Genomic DNA, 19953 nt, shown 5'->3' with positions numbered 1-19953 from the left:
ATCATGAAACTAATAGAAGAACTCCTTCCCGCCTGTTTTTTGCTTGAGCCTAGCCGCTTTGAAGATGCGCGTGGCACCTTTGTTAAAACCTATCATGAAGGCATCTGCAAAAGTTTAGGCGTCAATCTGGATATCCAAGAGGAGTTCTATTCTGTTTCACGCAAGGACGTAATTCGCGGCATGCACTTTCAGCTACCGCCGCACGATCATGAGAAGTTGGTTTACTGTACCCGCGGCGCCGTCCGCGATGTGCTGCTAGACCTGCGAAAAGGACCAAATTACGGCAAAGTAGCTTCAGTCGACCTGTCTGGAGAAAACGGCCTGATGGTCTTTATTCCCAAAGGAATAGCCCATGGTTTTGTTGCGCTGACAGAGGAAGCGTTGATGCTGTACAAGACCAGCACGGTGCATGCCCCGTCCGCCGACTACGGCATCCACTGGGACAGCTTCGGATTCGATTGGCAAGTGACGCGCCCCCTCCTGTCGGCGCGCGATGAGCAGCACGGCGTCTTTGCCGATTTCATTTCTCCGTTTTAATAGGATATGTTACGTGAAAGTATTTCTTACAGGCGCTACCGGTTTTATAGGCAGTCAGCTGGTCAAACGTCTGCTTGGCGATAATCACGAGGTTGCAATCCTGGTACGCGAGCACTCTGATCTCAGCGTATTGCATGACGCTTTACCAAAGATCAGCGTGCATATTCATGATGGCAGCTATCTCTCATTACATGCGGCACTGGCGCAAACTCAGCCAGACGTCGTGTGTCACGTTGCCTCCTTGTTCCTGGCACAGCATCAACCGGAAGATGTGACCCGCCTGATCGAGTCAAATCTCGGCATGCCAACGCAGTTGCTTGAGGCCATGCAACAGTTGGGCCTGCGTCGCCTGATTAATACCGGCACGTCCTGGCAGCACTTTGAGGACGCTGCCTACAACCCCGTGAACCTGTATGCGGCGACCAAACAAGCATTCGAGAATTTGCTGGCTTACTATGTATCAGCGCATGGTTTTCAGGCCATCACATTGAAGCTGTTCGACACGTACGGCCCCGGCGATACCCGTGCAAAATTGTTCAGCCTGTTGCGCAAGACAGCCCGCAGCGGCGTCAAGCTGCGCATGTCGCCGGGAGAGCAACTGCTCGACCTCGTGTACATCGATGACGTACTCGATGCCTACCTGTTGGCCATGCACCGCCTCCCCTCGATTGGCGCAGCGGAATGCTATGCCGTCAGCAACCCCGAACGTCTGACATTGAAAGATCTGGTGCAGGTCTACGGCGCCGTCGTAGGCAAAGACCTGCAGATAGAATGGGGTGGCCTTCCCTACCGTCCACGTGAAACGATGCAACCGTGTACACATCAGCCACGCCTGCCAGGTTGGCAGCCACATATCAGTTTGCAGCAGGGGATCGCACGCATGGAAGCCGACACGCTCATCGACGGCTTGCTGGTCGGGCCAAGCAAATGAAAAAAGACATGATCTGGGGCTACCTGTCTCAGTTTCTACAGTACGGAGCAGCTTTGCTGGTTCTGCCATTATTACTGAGAAAACTGAGTAGTGCCGAACTAGGCATCTGGTATGTCTTCATGACGATATCGGCTCTGGTGACGATGCTCGACCTCGGATTCACGCCCACGCTTGCTCGCAATGTCAGTTATGTCCTGGGCGGCGCGAAACGCCTGCTCAAGGATGGTTTCGAGGTGCTGAGCACACCTTCCCCTGTCGACTATAGCCTGTTCAACGCCATCATTCACGCAGCACGGCACATCTTCATGGTATTGGCCGGCTGCGCCTTCGTCTTGCTGGCCACTCTGGGTAGCTGGTACATCGTGCATGTATCGCAAGGGCAGATCGCCGCGCAAGAAGTGTTGCTTGCCTGGGGTGTGTTTGTTGTCGCTACAGTAATCAATCTGTATTACAAATACTATACGCCGTTGCTGCAAGGCCGCGGCCTGTATTCTGCCTTCTACAAATCGAGTGCTCTTTCCAATCTCGGCTTCGTGATTGTCACGGCCATTCTTTTGCAATGCGGACTGACCTTACTAGCGGTGGCTTTGGGATACCTTGCTTCGGCGCTCATTGGACGCTGGCTCAGCTGGTATTATTTTCACGACCAGTCTTTCCAGGCAGCCCTCCATCAGGCGCCGCCTTCCAGCATCTCCACGCATGATATTTTCGGTATTCTCTGGCATAACGCCTGGCGCATGGGCCTTGGGGTTATCGGCGCTTTCCTGATACTAAGAGCCAATACCCTGCTATCGTCGGCCTATCTGGGCTTGGCCACCACCGCCGCGTATGCATTGACGCTGCAGGTCTATTCCGTCTTGCAAAATATGTCGATGGTTTTGTTCAATATCCAGCAACCTAAACTTGCGCAATACCGTGTCGCCAATGACCCAGAGCGCCTGCGTCACACAATACAGCTAGGCATCGGCTACGCACTCGGGATCTTTCTCTGTGGAGCGGTCATCCTAATATGTTTTGGCCCGGCCATGATTAAATGGATCGGAGGTCAAACCGGACTGGTAGCACTACCGCTGCTGATTTGGGTTGGAATCATGGTCCTGCTGGAATTGAACCACTCATTGGCCGCCAGCGTCATTGTCACCGGTAACCGAGTGCCATTTGTCAAACCAGCACTCGTTTCTGGAATAGCTATTGTCACGCTCTCATGGCTCGGCCTGCGTTTTGGAGGAATGGGTCTGACGTGGCTCATTGCAAGTCAATTTACAGTACAACTCATCTATAACAATTGGAAATGGCCATACATGGTCTGGCTCGAACTGTATCGCAATAAAGCGTCGCCTGCGGCCTCCTCGCAACATCAAATGAAAGTGTAACGTTTGAACATTCTTGATATTGAAGACCAGTTTGCCCTTTGTGCAGATCGCCCTTCGTCACTCATCATTGATGGTGGCAAGCACATCATGCCAACACTGTCCATCATGATCCCGACCTATCGCCGCCCAGCCATGCTGGCGCAGGCGATTCGTTCGGTACTGGCCCAAACAAGCGATATCGACTTCGAAATCGTCGTGGTGGACAACGATCACTCAATGAGCGAGCAGATCGACGAGCTGGTTCGTCAATTTGGCGATGATCGTCTACGCCTGTTCCGCAACAGTGAGAACCTGGGTATGTTCGGTAATTGGAACCGCTGCATTGAACTGGCGCGCAGCGAATGGATTTCCATTTTGAATGATGATGATTTATTGCATCCAAATTTTGTCGACGAAATGTTTTCAGTACTGGAGAAAAAGCCAGCGATTAGCATGCTGTACTGTCGTTCCATTTTCATGGATGATCGCGGTAATTTTGCCAGAAAGCTCAAAAGCACGGTAAAACAGGGCCTGAAAAATATCAAGAATACCTGGCTGATGCCGCAGCTGAGCACGATCCCGATTTCGCATGTGTATATGGATGCGCCATCAAGCGCTCTCGGCCTCATTTTCAAGCGCAGCAATGCTATGGAGATAGGTGGCTATAAAGCGTCGGCCTTTCCGAGTTCGGACTACGTATTTTTCACGATGTATTTCCTGCGCTTTGGTGCCAGCAGGCTGAACAAGACCCTGGCTTATTACCGCATACATGAAAATGAGACCGCCAACCCGAGTACCGGTGAAGGTTTTATCGCAAAAAATCTGCAATTACGCAGCAGCCTTGAACAGCATGTCAAGGCGCCGCCTTCGCTGTTGCGCATTTATGCACAACTCTATGCGTTGACCACGATAAAACAATATAAAAGCTTCTGGAATGTCGAGCTTGACCTGGATCGCCTGCGCCGTGAACACGGCTTGACGGATTTGCCAGTCTTTCCGTTTTACCATTTTAGCCGGCTGGCATTGCGTCTGTGGCTGCTCGTTTCCCGGTAACCAGATCGCAGCTATATTGAAATACGTTCAGCAATACTTTTATAAAAAAATAAATTCATGACTTCCACAATTTCGCAGAAGAAAAAGATACTGATTGCTGCCTACGCTATTTCTCCGTATTCCGGCTCGGAATTCGGCGTGGGGTGGAATTTTGTTTCCAAGTTAAGCGAATTTTATGACATTACCGTCATGTACGGCACCTCGGGAGTCTGCATGGGCAATCGTGATGCCATGCTCGCCTATCTGCAATCCCAGCCTGCGGACGGCGTCAAGTATGTCTACGTTGAGCCAAATGCACTGGTGCGCCTCTTCGACTGGATGAACCGTTCGGTGACGCCGCTGTTTTTCTCTTTTTCTTACATGTTATGGCAACGCCAAGTACTGGCAACTGCTAAAAAGTTAAAGAAAAATGAAGATTACAGCCTGGTGCATCAGTTGAACACCATCGGTTTTCGTCATCCTGGTTTTTTGTGGAAACTCGACCTGCCCTATGTCTGGGGCCCGGTAGGCGGAAGTTCGGATTTGAACGATATCTTCTTCCCCATCCTCAGCAGAGGAAATTACCTGCGAAATAAGCTACGTAACTGGACAAACTGGTATTTTCTGCGGCATTCCGCACGCGTCAGGAATGCCGCAACAGCTGCCAAGGCGGTTTTTTGCGCCACCTCGGCGGACAGCGACAATTTCAGACGGTTTCTCAATGTGGATTGCCAGGTTATCCGTGAAAATTCAGTGCTGAACATGAAGGAAGCGATCAAGCCTACAGGTGCCAAGGTGCAGTTCGTCTGGGCCGGCAGCGTCGACGAACGCAAGGCATTGAATCTGCTGCTCAGTGCCCTCGAGCAATTGCCGTCCCGTTCAGACTGGTGCTTGCACGTGATCGGCGACGGACCGAGCAAATCCATGCTGCAGGCCAGGGCCGTGGCATCCGGGCTGGACAAGCAGATAGTCTGGCATGGCCAGGTCCAGCGCGAGGAAGTGCTGCGTATCATGCGCGAAGCAGATGTGCACATCATGCCCTCGATCATGGACAGCAATCCGACTGTCTTACTGGAAGCGTTTGAAATGGGCTTGCCAAGTATTGCTCTGGACCAATTTGGCGCGCATGACCTGATAACGGCAGAAACAGGCTTCAAAGTGAGCGTTAATTCACTGGAAGAAATCATTGAGCAATTGGCACAGCATATAACGTTCTGTCTCGATAACCACGCCACCGTCGACTTGATGAAGACCAATGTCCTGCTCCGCCAAAAGGAATTACATTGGGATATCAGCCTTCGCCAGGTGCGCGACCTCTATGAAAAGGTATCACATGAGTGATTTTTTCTCGGCACTGGCCTCACGGGCGAGAAAGGAGAAATTTGCCATTGATCCTGACGTGCCTCGCTCCTACCTGCTGCGTTTTTTCTCGGCTAAGGTCATTGACCTCCTGCGGGGCGTGCTCGTCTTCCGGCGACTGAATGCACGTATTTTTATCGGCAAGAAAGCCGAGATTTTGTGCGCGTCGAAAATCAGTACGGGTCGCTTCATTAAATTTGCTTCCGGATGCTATGTCGATGCCCTGTCGCGCGATGGCATCAGGCTGGGTAACAATTTCTCCCTGGGGCGGGGTGCGTCCATTGAATGTACGGGTTCCCTGGCCACCTTAGGCGTAGGTTTTTCTGCGGGCAATAACGTCGGCATTGGTTCCTTCAGTTTCCTGGGTTGTGCAGGTGGCGTCAGCATAGGCGATGACACGATACTGGGAAATTTTGTCAGCATACATTCCGAAAACCATAATTTCGAACGCCTTGATATCCCTATCCGCCTGCAAGGCGTTACCCAGCAAGGCATACGCATCGGGAAAAACTGCTGGATCGGCGCCAAGGCCACTATACTTGACGGCGCAAGTATCGGCGACCACGCCGTGATCGCCGCCGGTGCGGTCGTCACGGCGGGAGAATATGAAGGTAATGCCGTATATGGCGGTATTCCTGCGCGCAAATTGAGATCACTCATCGCATGACACAAGCTACTCCCATCCCTCGCGCGGACCACGCAAAAATCGGCCTGGTTTTTTGTCATTTGTTAAATGATGCGTCGGGCAGTCCACGCGTTCTGCGTGGAACGATCAAGGCATTGGTGGACGATCCTGCGCGCGCCATGCTGTTTGTCGGCTCCCAGGGCCGCGGCGTGCTGGAAAACTGCGGTATTCCCATCCGCCGCTATTGGTACCACCGCTCACAGTTTCGTATCATTACCCTGTGCAATCTGATACTCAGCCAGTTATTTCTGCTGTTTTCGTTGCTGTGCGAGCGACAGATTGCCAAGGATGCCGTTATCTATGTGAATACCCTGCTACCATTCGGCGGTGCACTATATGGCAAGCTCACCGGACGCAAGGTCATCTATCACGTGCATGAAATTTCGATAGAACCGAAGCCGTTGCGCGTATTCTTATGCACTATCGCGCGCCTTTGCTCTGCCTATAACATTTATGTGTCAAAGTCGCATGCGGATGCCTTGCCCATCGCTGGCGTGCCGTCCGTGCAAATCTACAATGCGCTTGATGATGATTTCACGGCAATCGCTGCCCAAGCCGTCTATCAGGCGCGCCACGACGGCATATTTACGGTGCTGATGCTGGCTTCGCTGCGCGACTATAAAGGCGTACCAGAAATGGTGGCGCTTGCAGCGGCGCTTGCCGACCGCACGGACGTGCAATTTGAACTGGTTGTCAATGATGATCAGGCTGCCATCGATCAATATTTCGCCAATAGACCGGTCACGGCTAACCTGCGAATTTATCCTCGCACCGACAATCCGGCCATGTTTTACCAACGCGCCGGCCTCCTGTTCAATCTCTCGCGCATCGACAGCTGGATTGAAACATTCGGCCTCACGGTGCTGGAAGGAATGGCATTTGGAATACCGGTGCTGGTACCGCCAGTGGGCGGACCCGCCGAACTGGTTAACGATATGCAAGAAGGTTTTCTAGTCGATTCACGTGACTTCGCCAAGTTAAAGCAAAGAACGCTCACCCTGGCAGACGATACGGCCCTGTGCAAATCCATGTCGGAAGCCGCACGTCGCAGAGCGGACAATTTTTCAAAAGAAAAATTTTCTCAGGCGCTCAGAAGCGTCATGCAAAAACTGTAATAAAGCGCAACACACCGGCCCAATGATAAGACGTGCCCTTCCAATATAACGGGAAATAGTTTGTTAATCAGTAAAATAATCCATACCCCACGTCAGATCGGTGCGCCGTCGCAATTCCTATTCTGGGGACTCCTGCTGTCTGTGCTTGGCCTCTTTTTCAGTTCCAACTATCTCAAGCTGGGCAGCCTGTTCCTGATGGGAATCTATATTTTTCTGCCCGTAAAAAAGGTCCGGCGCTACCATGGGGAAAAGCTCGAATTTTATTTGCTTTTACCATGCGTCATTGGTATTGTTTTTGCCTGGAAAAACCATCTCGCCGATGCGGTCCGGGATATTTTATTTTTTCTCATTCCATACATTTATTTTTTGGCGGGTAAAAGGTTCTTCAAGCAAGGCGGAAATATTCGGGCATTGATTTTTGGCTACTCAAAAATATACTGCGTTATTTTCCTATTGCTTCTATGTTGCTTATGGTATGAAATGGGATTCATAGGCGTCCTGGAGATACGTGATTTTGTCAGCCCTGGCAGCTTCTTGCTGGTTTACTGTATCGTGCTGCTGTATGAACAACGAAAATCATGGCGAAATCTCTTGCATAACCCCTGGTTTATTGCCGTGCACGCCGTTTTCCTCGCACAATTTTCACGCACTTATGTAATTATTCTGGCGGCATTTTTCTTTCTATCCGGAAAGAAAATCGTGGACGCCAAAATAATATGGCGCGCCATCGCCTTTTTTGTCATCGCCGCGCTCATAGCGGGAGCTTTTGGCTTGTATGATTTAATCGGCGAGACTCTGCATAAAGCCATGTCTGAACTGCATTTCAATGACGATTGGACTCAGGAAGACATGGGTACCAGTTATCGTGCCTACGAGATTTTTGCCGCGTTTAATGAATTTAAAAACTATCCTTTTATCAGTAAAATCTTTGGCGGTGGGTTTGGCGCCTTGGTGCATTTGGATTTTTCAGTCGTACTGGGTGGTGGCGAGTATTCCGAAATTCCCTGGATGCACAATGGCTATCTTTACATTCTGATCAAGAGTGGATTGATCGGCATGCTGTGTTATCTAACTTTCCTGGTAAAAATATTCAAGCGTGCCAAACACTGTGTCGATCCCCGTGGCAGAGTCATGATACTTGGCAGCATCGCAGGACTGTTACTGTCCAATATGGTGATCTGCGGTATCTTCAGCAATGAATCCGTATTCTGTTACATCGTGTTAGGCTATTTCTCAAGTTTTCTTGCAACAAAAAAAACAGGTTTACATTAATATGAAAAAAATCGCTATCGTAGGTTCCGTCGGATTGCCAGCAAAATATGGAGGATGGGAAACACTTGTCGACCACCTGACGGCGCGCTTGTCCACCTCCTTCGATTTCACCGTGTATTGCTGCGCTGAAAAATACCCGGAGAAACTGGCAACCTATAATGGCGCCAAGCTGGTCTATATCAATCTGGATGCCAACGGCATGCAAAGCATCATCTATGACCTGTGGTCGATGCTGAAAGCTATCCGTTATGCCGATACGATCGTGGTCTTGGGGGTGTCCGGCTGCGTATTCATGCCAGTGCTGAAACTCATATCGCGCAAAAAATTTGTCATCAATATTGATGGCCTGGAGTGGCGCAGGGCCAAATGGAGTGGCTTTGCCAAATGGTTTTTGAAACTATCGGAATCGGCCGCCGTACGCTTTGCCGACCAGGTAGTGACCGACAACAAAGCGATTCAAGATTATGTCAAAACGCAATATGGACGCGATAGTGCATTGATCGCCTACGGTGGGGACCATGCCGTACGTCCACAACGGGATGATGCCATTTTGGCAGCATACAAGCTTGATCGCGTGAAATACGCATTTAAAGTATGCCGCATCGAACCTGAAAACAATATCGACATGATTATCGAGGCATTCGCCAGCGCGCCCACGATGGATCTTGTCATTGTAGGAAACTGGGACAATAGCGAATATGGCAAGCAATTAAGGCAAAAATATTCCGGCATTGCCCATTTACATTTACTCGACCCAATCTACGATCACACTATCCTGAATCAGCTACGCGCTGCCTGCCAGGTGTATGTCCACGGCCACAGCGCCGGCGGCACCAATCCATCGCTGGTCGAGGCGATGAGCCTTGGCTTGGCAGTGCTCGCGTATGGCTGCATCTTCAACCGCGAAACTACCAAGCAGCAGGCTTGCTTTTTCAATACGTCAGTAGAATTAACTGAACTGCTGAACAATCTGGATGAAGCAAAACTGACGCTCCTGGGACAGCAGATGAAACAGTTGGCGGATCAATTGTATACATGGGACAGAATTTCGAGCGGCTATGCAAACATCTTTTAATCCCCGCAGTTTTCTCGTAACGGGTGCCTCGGGCTTTGTCGGCAGGGCACTGACACAACACCTGGGCGTACAGGCCGGAACGCGCGTGGTGTGCGCTGCACGTAGCCACATCCCATGCCCGGCGCCAAACATGGTGTACTTCCAGTGCGGCGACGAGCTTGACACACAGGACTGGCGCCCGGCGCTCAACGGTGTGGAGGTGGTCATTCATCTTGCAGCAAGAGTCCACGTCATGCGAGATACGGCGGCGTCTCCCGCGGATGAATTTCGTCGTGTTAACGTACAAGGCAGCATCAATGTGGCCCGCCAAGCAGCGGATGCAGGCGTCCGCAGATTCATCTTCATCAGTTCCTTAAAGGTGAATGGCGAACAGACACTTCCTGGACACCCTTTCCAGGCCACTGATGCCGCGAATCCACAAGATCCTTACGGCATCTCCAAACACGAAGCCGAACAGGCCCTGCTGGCCATGGGACGCGAAACGGGCATGGAAATCGTTATTCTGCGCCCCCCGCTAATCTATGGGCCTGGCGTACGCGCTAATTTTGAACGTTTGATGCGTTTGGTACAGCGCGGTGTACCATTGCCATTCGGCGCTGTACACAATGCCCGCAGCATGGTTGCACTAGAAAATTTTGTAGATTTGATTGCTCTCAGTACATGGCATGCACAGGCACCGGGAAAAATATTCCTTGTGTCAGATGACCACGATGTCAGCATTGCACAGTTGCTGCGCATGTTGGCAAGCGGCATGAAAAAACATATTTGGCTGATACCCATTCCTCCCAGCCTGATTGTGGCGTTGGCGCGCCTGGCAGGAAGATCGATGGATGCGAGCCGCTTGCTTGACTCCTTGCAGGTTGATATTAGCGAAACCAAACGCACACTGAACTGGCAGCCCCCCCATGCAATGCAGGACGCCATCAATAAGACGGTGACTTCTTTTACTTCAAAACAATAAAAATACTCCAATGAAAAGACTATTTGATTTCGCCCTTTCGGTGGTACTGCTGCTGGCCTTTGCCATCCCTATTTTCATCGTTACCATCCTTGTCAAGCTGACCTCACCAGGGCCTGCCATTTACTGGTCAGACCGGATCGGGGTGCGTAACAAGATCTTCCGCATGCCAAAGTTCCGTACGATGCGTACAGATACACCGGCCGTGGCAACGCACCTGCTCAATAACCCTGGGCAGTTCCTCACACCGATAGGCTCCTTCCTGCGCAAGTCCAGCCTTGATGAGTTACCGCAATTGTGGAGCATTCTGCGCGGCGACATGAGCTTTGTCGGCCCCCGCCCCGCCTTGTTCAACCAACAGGATTTGATCGCGCTACGGACAGAATACGGCGTCGACCGCATACTGCCCGGCCTGACCGGCTGGGCGCAGATCAATGGCCGCGATGAATTGCCGATTCCGGAGAAGGTCAAACTCGATCTGGCCTATATGCAGCAGCAGTCGTTCTTATTTGACTTGAAAATTATCGTCCTGACGGCACTCAAAGTTGTACGCCGTGATGGCGTCACGCATTGATGAGTTTTACATTGGAAACAGTACAGTTATTGCAATGTTTCAACGACATGCAGCAAAGCCAACGCTGCCCTTATCCTTTCTAAAGTAATTATTCGTCAAAATGAAATTAATTATTGATTTGTCACGCTTTAAAAAACAGCTGATTGCTGTTACAGCTGATTTGATATTCTTGCCATTGACCTTTTGTCTGGCGATTATTTTGCGCTACGATGTCGTCAACCTGAACCTGTTCCTCGGCTATTTTTGGATCATTGTTGCGGCCCCCATCGTTGCCATCCCCATCTTTATCAAAATTGGCCTGTACCGCGCCGTCATCCGCTTCATCGATCAGAAAATCGTGTATGTGGTCGTCTTCGGTGTCACGCTGTCGGTCGCTTTTTTACTGGCATTGGCGGGGCTATTGACGCATATGGCAGGAGTCTCACGCGGCGTGTTTGGCATTTATTGGGTGAGTGCCTTGACCTACGTAGTGGCCAGCCGCTTTCTCGCGCGAGGTGTGCTATTACACCAGATGGGACGTCGCTGTACTCGCGTCGCCATCTATGGTGCAGGCAAAGCGGGCGTGCAACTGGCCAGTGCCTTGCGTGCAGGCCGCGAGTATCTGCCAGTGGCGTTCATCGATGATATGAAAGAATTGCGCGATGCAACTATTTCTGGCATCAAAGTACATCCGTCCAATGCCCTTGCCGACGTGATCGAAAAATATGGTGTGAACGAGATACTGCTGGCCATGCCTGCATTGAACAAAGGCGAACAGAAAAAAATCCTCAATAGCCTTGAACACCTGAAAGTGAAGATCAAGGTTACCCCGCCCGTTGAAAGCCTGGTCAGTGGCGAGTTACGCGTGCAAGATGTCCGCGACATCGAAATTGAAGATTTGCTGGGCCGTGACCAGGTATCGCCCGATCTGTCGCTGATATCCAGTTGCATTGTCGGCAAATCCGTCATGGTCACGGGCGCAGGTGGTTCAATCGGTTCCGAACTGTGTCGACAGATCATCCGATTGAAACCTGCACGCCTCGTCTTGCTGGATATGTCCGAATTTGCTCTTTATTCCATCAAGCAGGAGTTAAAAAGCATCAATGAGGGATATGAGTTGGGTGTCGACATACTCCCCTTCCTCGGCAGCGTGCTCGATACGGAAAAAGCTCAGCGCATCTTGCAGTCCTTCTCGGTGGAGACGCTGTATCATGCGGCGGCCTACAAACACGTGCCATTGGTCGAGCATAATCCCATTGAGGGAGTACGTAACAATGTCTTTGGCACACTCAGCATTGCCAAGGCGGCGATGGCGGCCCATGTCAAATCTTTTGTCTTGATCTCCACGGACAAAGCGGTACGCCCAACCAATGTAATGGGCACTACCAAGCGCCTTGCGGAACTCATTTTGCAGGCATTTACACGCGAGCAGAGCCACACGCGCTTTTGCATGGTACGTTTTGGCAATGTCCTGGGCTCGTCCGGTTCCGTCGTTCCCCTGTTCCGCCGGCAGATCGAAGCCGGTGGTCCGATCACCCTGACGCATCCGGAAATCACACGCTATTTCATGACCATTCCAGAGGCCGCCCAGCTTGTCTTGCAGGCCGGCGCCATGGGCACCGGCGGCGATGTGTTCGTTCTTGACATGGGCGAGCCCGTGAAGATCATGGATCTGGCTGAACGCATGATCCATTTGAGTGGCCTGGAAGTGAAGAGCAAGGCTGCCCCCGACGGTATTGAAATACAACATGTAGGTCTGCGCCCCGGAGAGAAGCTCTATGAAGAGCTATTGATTGGGGGCAATGTAGAAGGGACTGAGCATCCTCTCATCATGCGTGCAGAAGAGTCGGAAATACCTTGGCAAGATTTGAAAAAAATCTTGGAGGAAATGGATCTGGCGTGCAATAACTTCAATTTCGAGACGCTACGCAATCTGCTGCTGCAGGCTGTGCATGAATATGTACCGCAATGTGGTATCGAAGACCTGATCTGGACGGAACAGCAGCGTCAGCAGTCCGAACCGCTAGATAAGCTGCCATCGCTCAAGGAGTCCAATTTTTTGACATGAAACGAACAACTCACTGAAGACTGCTTTGACTAGCAGTGGAGCGGGGAATGTATAGGCAACGAGACAGGAAAGCCAAGAAATTATAGAAAATGCCTATTACATTCCCGCATTACTCCCTATGATATTTTTGTGAAACAATCTGCTCTCCAGGCCTCGAAAAAACAACAATATCGTTTTTCATCCAGATTGCTCCGAAAAAATCGTTGCCTCAGTGTTTGCACTCAATAGAAATCAATCCATTCAGCAAAAATAGCATTACAGAACACATATTATTCAGGCAAGGCATATTGCGAAAGGTCATATCCACCCTGCATCTTCCGGCGGAACTGAACAATATAACGGCCTGGTCCTTTGAAACATCCTTACCTGCCTTAAAAAAATTGCAAGCTGAAATTAGAAAGCGAAATGATGGAAAAATATGACGAATTGAATAACGCGGAATTTTACGTTGAAGATGATGACTTCAATTTGACAAATTTCCTTGCAGTCTTATGGCAATCGCGTGGCGTGATCATCGCGGGAACTGCATTGGTGACGCTGCTCGGCACTTCCAGCGCTTTGTTTCTCGGGAAATACCAAAGCGAGGGTTTTTTACAATTCGGCGGCGCCATTCCTGAAAAAAAAATAGATAAGGACGCGAAGGAAGTAAAAGAACCGCCGCCTGGCATTGCCTTGGCTGACTACAAGCGTTATTCCTCGGCATTAAACACCAGCGAACGTTTTTACGAATTTGTCAGGCAAAACAATATAGAAAACGACCCTGCCGTAATCGCTTTGACCCAGACATTTAGCTCGCGCGGCGGAATTACCAAAGTCATCGAGCCAATATTTCCATTCACCAAACTTGATGCGAAAGAATTGATGGCCAGCACCAAGGATGCCGAAAACAATGTCATCGCGGTGTCCATCAACTACGCGGCCAATACGCCGGAAAGCGCACAACAAGGGGTGAGTTTGCTTGGGCGATATACAGTCGACACTATTGTCTACATGATTTATACGGATATTTTACGCTTCAAGAATTCCGAAATTTCCGTTGCCATTACCAAGTTGGATAATAAAATCATTGAAAACAAGGAAAAAATCGATTCGTATGAACGCAAGGGCAACAAGCTGAAGCAAATCGTTACACGCTATCCGGACGCTGCCAGCCAGGCTTCCCGCCAGCTGGTATCAATCACCGAAGATACAGCGCGCTACCTCTCTCCGCTAAGCCAACTGATGACTAGCGAAGTCGAGATTACTGAAGCGAATGAAGCCATTTACAAGGCAAAGCGGGAACAAAAGCAGTACAAGATACTCGAAGAGTACTATGGCCGCGCAAAAGCATTGGCTGAGAGCACAAAATCTGGCGAGGCCATTCTGCGAGGACTGGAGCCAATCAAGAAAACGGTTTTTAGCAACAAGGATATGGAAGACGAAACGATCAAGGAAGTCTATAACAAGATCAGTGTCGATAATAGTTCCGCCATTAGTCTCTATCTGGAAAAAACACGATTTATTGCCGGTCCCAGCCTGCCCAAGAATCGGACAACCCGTACGTCAATTGCCCTGCTAGGCAGCCTGCTGGCAGGCTTGGGGATCTCTATCTTTTTCGTGCTTGGACGTCGTTGGTGGCAGAATAACCGTCAACAACTGCAAGGCTGATTGCGATAGCACACGCGGCGCTGGCTCCGCTAACTGGTTTGCCAGCCTTCGCTTTGGGCTGTCGCCGGCACAGCGCCTGGATCTCCTGCCGCGCGGCGGCCACAGCCAAAACATGGTGCACGGTCGCCCCCCATCAGCAGCAGCATAAAAAAACCCAAAAAGTTCGCATGGAACTTTTTGGGTTTTATTCATAAATGCATGGGCCTTTGCTTTCCGTACAATAACGGACAACACTCAGCCGCGGCAAAAAGCGTCAACTCTTCAGCAATCCACCCAGCAACGCCGCCACCTTTTGTTTCGGCTTGGCGGCCACAGGCGCCATGCTGGCGGCAGCGGGAGCGGCTGCCTTGGCGGGCTCATACGGCTTCAGGAACCAGGGATCGGCCTTTTCGCGACGAGCGCCAGGACCAAAGGCGGGACGCGTACCGCGCTCGGCGGAGCGGCTGTCGCGGCTCTCGCCAACATGGCGGCTCTCGGGCGCGCGCGCAGGACGCGCCTCGCTACCTTCGGTCCGGCGCGGCGGGCGGCGCTCGCTGTCGCTGCTGCGGGCGGGAGCCGGATTGAAGCCCGTCAATTCACCACGCTTGATGCTTTGCTTGATGAGTTTTTCAATGTCGGCCAGCAAGCGCTCGTCTTTATCCGAATAGATCGAAATCGCGTCGCCCGAGGCGCCTGCACGGCCCGTACGACCGATGCGGTGCACATAGTCTTCCGCGTTGTACGGCAAGTCGAAGTTGATGACGCAAGGCAAGTCAGAAATATCCAGGCCGCGCGCTGCCACGTCGGTGGCGACCAGCACGTCGATTTCGCCCTTCTTGAACGCTTCCAGCGCCGCCATGCGCTCCTGCTGGCTCTTGTCGCCGTGAATTGCCGTGGCGCTCATGCCTTCCTGCTCCAGCACGCGGGCCAGGCGCGAGGCGCCGATCTTGGTGTTCGAGAATACAATGACCTGCTTCAGGTCGCGCTGGCGCAGCAGATGGGCGACCAGGGCATGCTTCTGATCTTCCGTCACCTTGTAGACCACTTGCGTTACCTTGTCGGCCGTCTGGTTGCTGCGCGCCACTTCGATCGTCAGCGGATCGTTGAGGAAGGTTGCGGCCAGCTTCTTGATTTCTGGCGAGAACGTAGCCGAGAACATCAGGTTCTGGCGCTGTTTCGGCAGCAAGTTGATAATGCGCTGCAAGTCCGGCAAGAAACCCATGTCCAGCATGCGGTCGGCCTCATCCATGACCAGCATCTGCACCTGGCTCAGGCTGATGTTCTTTTGCTCGATATGATCGAGCAAGCGGCCCGGCGTGGCGATGACGATTTCTACGCCCCCGCGCAGGAGAACCGTTTGTGGCTTCATGTCCATGCCGCCGAAAACGACGGTCGAACGCAGTGGCGTATGCTTGGCGTAGGCCTTGACGTTTTCCGCCACCTGCACCGCCAGTTCACGGGTCGGTGTCAAGATCAGCGCGCGCACCGGATGGCGTGCCGGCGACATGCTGCTACTGGCATGCGCCAGCAGCAACTGGATGATCGGCAAGGAAAAACCTGCCGTCTTGCCTGTGCCCGTTTGCGCGGCACCCATCACATCGCGGCCTTGCAGCACCACGGGGATCGCTTGTTCCTGGATCGGTGTCGGATGGGTGTAGCCTTGATCGGTCAGTGCGCGCTGGATTTCAGGCGCGAGGCCAAAGTCGGCAAAAGTCAGGGTGGGGGCAACGGATGCGGCAGGTGCAGGTGCAGCGGTAACGGCAGCGGGTGCCGCTTCAGGGGCATTCGCCGGGCTGGGCGTAGGAGTCGATTCGGTTTCAGACATAAATTTTCTGGTGTGCCTCCGCACTGCGGAAGCCATGCTTTCTCAATAAACAACATTTCGGGGCACAGGCAGCTCCGTCTTGCAAGCCATGGATCATCGTTCTTGCGGCACCTCCGTGCTCCGGGACATGCTGTATGGCGTATGCGGAAGCGTCGAAGAGATGTGCTGCGATGGCGGCGGAGATCGCGCCGGCGGAACATCGCGCGCAGAAGATACAATATCAGTGCTGTAAACGATACCCTAATTCAGCGCAACTGTACACGGAAACCGTCATTTTTGAGCAAAAAGCGTTCCAGCGATGGCACGCCGGAATGCCGTATGATGCCGGCTCCGCCGTCGCCTTCCCTCACCATGCCCACCCCGCCTCTACCCCATGATCCGCAACCCCAAGCGCCCAGCAAACCCGGCAACGACGAGTGTTGCCACAGCGGTTGCACCTTTTGCGTGCTGGAAATGTACCAGGAAGACCTGGCCGCCTACGAAGCTGCCCTGAGGGCGTGGCAGCAGCGCCAGCAAGCCGCTGCAGCGCCTGCCAGCCAAGGCATCAAAAAAGCGCGCAAGCGCGCTTAATGTATTCATTAAAAGCTTTCCCACTCCTCCGCTGAAGCCGTGCGACGTGCAGTGCTGCTGGCCAATTGATGCGGTGCCGGTGCGGGCGCTACGGCTGCTGGCGCCTTGACGGGCGCACGCGGCCGGTTTCCAGTGGCATTGGCAACGTCAAGCTTGAAGATGCTGACCACGGCGCTCAGGCTGGCCGCCTGCTCCTGCATCGATTCGGCCGCCGCGGCCGCCTCTTCCACCAGGGCCGCATTTTGCTGCGTCACCTGGTCCATCTGGGCGATGGCCTGGTTGACCTGCTCGATACCGGCGCTCTGCTCGCTGCTGGCGGCCGTAATCTCACTCATGATGTCCGTCACGCGGGTAATGCTGGCAACGATGTCGTCCATCGTGCGGCCCGCCTGGTCCACCAGTGCTGATCCCGCTTCGACTTTCTCGACGGAATCGCCGATCAAAACCTTGATATCCTTGGCCGCCGCGGCCGAGCGTTGCGCCAGGTTGCGCACTTCCGTGGCCACGACGGCAAAGCCGCGCCCCTGCTCGCCTGCCCGCGCCGCCTCGACGGCAGCATTCAAGGCCAGGATATTGGTCTGGAAAGCAATGCCGTCGATGACGGCGATGATGTCGACGATCTTGCGCGACGACGCATTGATCGACGCCATCGTGCCCACCACTTCGCTGACGACCTTGCCGCCCTCGATGGCGATGCTCGACGAGGTCAGCGCCATGGTGTTGGCTTGGCGCGCGTTGTCCGCATTCTGCTTCACGGTCGAGGTCAGTTCTTCCATCGACGACGCCGTTTCTTCCAGCGAACTGGCCTGCTCTTCCGTTCGCGACGACAGATCCTGGTTGCCGGCGGCGATCTGACTCGACGCCGTAGCAATGGTATCGGTGCCGCTGCGTACCTGGCCCACCAGCTTCTGCAGGCTGGCATTCATGTCTTTCAGCGCCTGCATCAATTGCCCCGTTTCGTCTTGCGATTGCACAACAATATGCGCCGTCAAGTCGCCGGCAGCCACCTGGCGCGCCACGCCGACGGCCGCGATCAGCGGACGCGCCACGCTGCGCGCCACCCACAGCGCCAGCAGCATGCCGATGACGACGATGCCCACCAGCAAGCCGATCAGGCTGGCGCGCGAGGCCGCATACGTTGCATCGGCGCTGGCGCTCGAGCGCACGCCGCCGTCCGTATTAATGGACACCAGCTTATCGAGGGCCACCATCATGTCCGCCATGACCTTGGCCGACGGCCCCACGGCCAGCGCGCGCGCCTCTTCCTTTTTCATTTCACGCGACAGGCTCATCATGGTTGCGTGCAAGCGCATGAATTCATCGTTGAGCGCCAGGAAGCGTTCGAAGACTTCGTTCTCGCCCGGCTCCGAAATCAGGCGGCGGTAGTTGTCTCCGTCCGCCTTCAGCTTGGTCTGCGTTTCCGTCATGCGTGCTTCATTCTGCGTCATGTCGGCATCCTGCGCGGCCAGCATGTGCGCCAGTTCCCATCGGCGGAAATCGCTGACATCGCTGCGCATGGACATGGCGGCCAGCACGCTGGGCATCCAGTTGGCGGACAGGTCCGTCGACGCGGTATTGATGCGCGCCATGGAAAAGATCGCAGACACACCCAAAGCCGCCGTCAACAACAGCACGGCACCAAACGTCAAGATCAGCTTGGTGGCAATTTTCAAATCAAAAAACCATTTCATGCGTTGCTTCCTTCATTAAACGGAAATACGGGACAAGGCAGGCGCGCGAACCGGCACATGCACGGCGCGGGCAGTGAAGCGACCATCGCAGGCGTCGCAGGATGAAGCGGAAGTGAGCAGGGTCGAACGGCAGGTGCCGCAACTCCTATCGAACGCGCGTCAAATTTCCACAAGGCAACATCTTATCACCGCCGTACTAGCAAGCAGAGTGATTTGACTGCGGCCTGTGGCCAAAGTTCGCATGTAGCGGTCTGCGTGTCGCATTTTTGCCCAGTCGCAATTGTTTCCACGGGAGAAAACAGAAGCAGGCGTAGGAGTCGGATGACACGAGGCAATGTTCCTAGCCTACATAAGCGCGTCGGCTCATCCGATGCCCGCCCGCAGCCCCTGGCCCTATAGTGGATACAAGATTCAGCACAACGCTAGCAAGCCAGAAAAGCAGCGCCATCCAACAAAATCAGAAGACGAGGCCCTACCATGTACAAAGCTTATAGCAACCTGACCCCAGCAACGAATAGCCACGCCGCCGCCCAGCACAACTGGCAAGCCGCGCCGGCCACGCCCATGATCAGCATCACTGGCGCCCAACAGAACGAATTGCTGCGCGCCTTGTCGCGCGCCGATCTGGAGCGCCTGTTTTGCCAATTGGAACTGGTCGCTCTGCCTGCCGGCAAGCACTTGTTTGATTGCGGCGGCAAGATTGAATACACATACTTCCCCACCAACGCCATCGTTTCCCTGCTGTATGTGATGGAAGACGGCGCCACCACCGAGATCGCCGTCATCGGCCGCGAAGGCGTCGCTGGCGTGGTGCTGTACGAAGCCGAGCGCGCCACCTGCACCGCCATCGTGCAAACGGCCGGCTACGGCTACCGACTGAAAACGGCCTTCCTGCGCGAAGTCTTCAATGAAGGCGGCGCGCTGGCACAATTGCTGATGCGCTACACCAGCGCCATGTTTGCGCAAATGGCACAGAACGTGGTGGGCGGCCGCCATTGCAGCATCGAACAGAAACTGTGCCGCTGGCTGCTGGACCGCCTCGACCGTTCGCTGTCGAATGAGCTGAAGGTCACGCAAGACACCATGGCCAATATGCTGGGCGTGCGGCGTGAAAGCGTCACCGTCACGGCGCGCAAGCTGCAGGACGAAGGCTTGATCCAGTACCGCCGTGGCACGGTCGAAGTGCTCGACCGCGAAGGACTGGAGGCGGCCGCCGGCAATTGCTACAAGGCAGCACGTGCCGGTTTCGAACAGTTCCGCAGCGCCATCAGCGCGCATAACTAAGTCATCAGCGCCAAGTCATC

Annotated in this window: 17 protein-coding genes; 15 read left to right on the top strand and 2 right to left on the bottom strand. The window is 53.4% G+C overall.

The genetic code is table 11. The annotated features are described in order from the left end of the window. Positions 1 to 3 precede the first annotated feature (3 nt). The 13 genes from C8C89_RS08910 to C8C89_RS08850 all read left to right on the top strand — a co-directional run bounded on the left by C8C89_RS08910 (position 4) and on the right by C8C89_RS08850 (position 14584). On the top strand, positions 4 to 537 hold the full coding sequence (locus C8C89_RS08910) for a dTDP-4-dehydrorhamnose 3,5-epimerase family protein (protein ID WP_208327689.1): 534 nt from the start codon (positions 4 to 6) through the stop codon (positions 535 to 537). 13 nt (positions 538 to 550) lie between these two features. Further along, positions 551 to 1468, top strand: a complete 918-nt coding sequence (locus tag C8C89_RS08905) for an NAD(P)-dependent oxidoreductase (RefSeq protein WP_208327688.1) — start codon at positions 551 to 553, stop codon at positions 1466 to 1468. Next, positions 1465 to 2841, top strand: a complete 1377-nt coding sequence (gene wzx / locus C8C89_RS08900) for an O-unit flippase-like protein (RefSeq protein WP_133989458.1) — start codon at positions 1465 to 1467, stop codon at positions 2839 to 2841. Before C8C89_RS08905 ends, wzx begins: the two co-directional genes overlap by 4 nt. Before the next feature lie 3 nt (positions 2842 to 2844). After that, entirely contained in the window at positions 2845 to 3873 is a 1029-nt protein-coding gene (locus tag C8C89_RS08895) for a glycosyltransferase (protein ID WP_133989456.1), read from the top strand. 57 nt (positions 3874 to 3930) lie between these two features. Continuing rightward, entirely contained in the window at positions 3931 to 5193 is a 1263-nt protein-coding gene (locus C8C89_RS08890) for a glycosyltransferase family 4 protein (protein WP_133989454.1), read from the top strand. Beyond that, on the top strand, positions 5186 to 5878 hold the full coding sequence (locus tag C8C89_RS08885; protein ID WP_101482637.1) for an acyltransferase: 693 nt from the start codon (positions 5186 to 5188) through the stop codon (positions 5876 to 5878). The genes C8C89_RS08890 and C8C89_RS08885 overlap by 8 nt, the downstream gene beginning before the upstream one ends. Continuing rightward, positions 5875 to 7011 (top strand): glycosyltransferase family 4 protein, encoded by a 1137-nt coding sequence (locus C8C89_RS08880; protein ID WP_133989452.1) that lies wholly within the window; start codon positions 5875 to 5877, stop codon positions 7009 to 7011. Before C8C89_RS08885 ends, C8C89_RS08880 begins: the two co-directional genes overlap by 4 nt. Before the next feature lie 60 nt (positions 7012 to 7071). Beyond that, entirely contained in the window at positions 7072 to 8283 is a 1212-nt protein-coding gene (locus C8C89_RS08875) for an O-antigen ligase family protein (protein ID WP_133989450.1), read from the top strand. Between the two features lies 1 nt (position 8284). Beyond that, entirely contained in the window at positions 8285 to 9358 is a 1074-nt protein-coding gene (locus C8C89_RS08870; RefSeq protein ID WP_101482640.1) for a DUF1972 domain-containing protein, read from the top strand. After that, complete coding sequence (locus C8C89_RS08865) at positions 9342 to 10319, top strand: SDR family oxidoreductase (protein ID WP_133989448.1); 978 nt, start codon at positions 9342 to 9344, stop codon at positions 10317 to 10319. Before C8C89_RS08870 ends, C8C89_RS08865 begins: the two co-directional genes overlap by 17 nt. Before the next feature lie 10 nt (positions 10320 to 10329). Further along, a complete protein-coding gene (locus C8C89_RS08860) occupies positions 10330 to 10890 on the top strand; it encodes a sugar transferase (RefSeq protein ID WP_133989446.1) in 561 nt (186 codons plus the stop codon). A 100-nt stretch (positions 10891 to 10990) separates the two neighbouring features. Next, on the top strand, positions 10991 to 12937 hold the full coding sequence (locus C8C89_RS08855; protein ID WP_101482643.1) for a nucleoside-diphosphate sugar epimerase/dehydratase: 1947 nt from the start codon (positions 10991 to 10993) through the stop codon (positions 12935 to 12937). Between the two features lie 405 nt (positions 12938 to 13342). Continuing rightward, positions 13343 to 14584 (top strand): lipopolysaccharide biosynthesis protein, encoded by a 1242-nt coding sequence (locus C8C89_RS08850; RefSeq protein ID WP_243857945.1) that lies wholly within the window; start codon positions 13343 to 13345, stop codon positions 14582 to 14584. A 253-nt stretch (positions 14585 to 14837) separates the two neighbouring features. On the opposite strand, the gene C8C89_RS08845 is transcribed toward C8C89_RS08850, so the two are convergent. Further along, positions 14838 to 16388 (bottom strand): DEAD/DEAH box helicase, encoded by a 1551-nt coding sequence (locus C8C89_RS08845; RefSeq protein WP_133989444.1) that lies wholly within the window; start codon positions 16386 to 16388, stop codon positions 14838 to 14840. Between the two features lie 318 nt (positions 16389 to 16706). Here C8C89_RS08845 and C8C89_RS08840 point away from each other — a divergent pair, with 318 nt between their 5' ends. Further along, complete coding sequence (locus C8C89_RS08840; RefSeq protein WP_243857944.1) at positions 16707 to 16958, top strand: oxidoreductase-like domain-containing protein; 252 nt, start codon at positions 16707 to 16709, stop codon at positions 16956 to 16958. 8 nt (positions 16959 to 16966) lie between these two features. Here the strand turns inward: C8C89_RS08840 and C8C89_RS27280 are convergent, their stop codons facing one another. Then, complete coding sequence (locus tag C8C89_RS27280; protein ID WP_133989442.1) at positions 16967 to 18649, bottom strand: methyl-accepting chemotaxis protein; 1683 nt, start codon at positions 18647 to 18649, stop codon at positions 16967 to 16969. 564 nt (positions 18650 to 19213) lie between these two features. Here C8C89_RS27280 and C8C89_RS08830 point away from each other — a divergent pair. Continuing rightward, positions 19214 to 19933, top strand: a complete 720-nt coding sequence (locus C8C89_RS08830) for a Crp/Fnr family transcriptional regulator (RefSeq protein ID WP_101484713.1) — start codon at positions 19214 to 19216, stop codon at positions 19931 to 19933. The last annotated feature ends 20 nt before the right edge of the window (positions 19934 to 19953 follow it).

This window comes from Janthinobacterium sp. 75 (assembly GCF_004365495.1).
Classification (GTDB): domain Bacteria; phylum Pseudomonadota; class Gammaproteobacteria; order Burkholderiales; family Burkholderiaceae_D; genus Janthinobacterium.
This window is presented reverse-complemented; position numbering and strand designations above follow the sequence as displayed.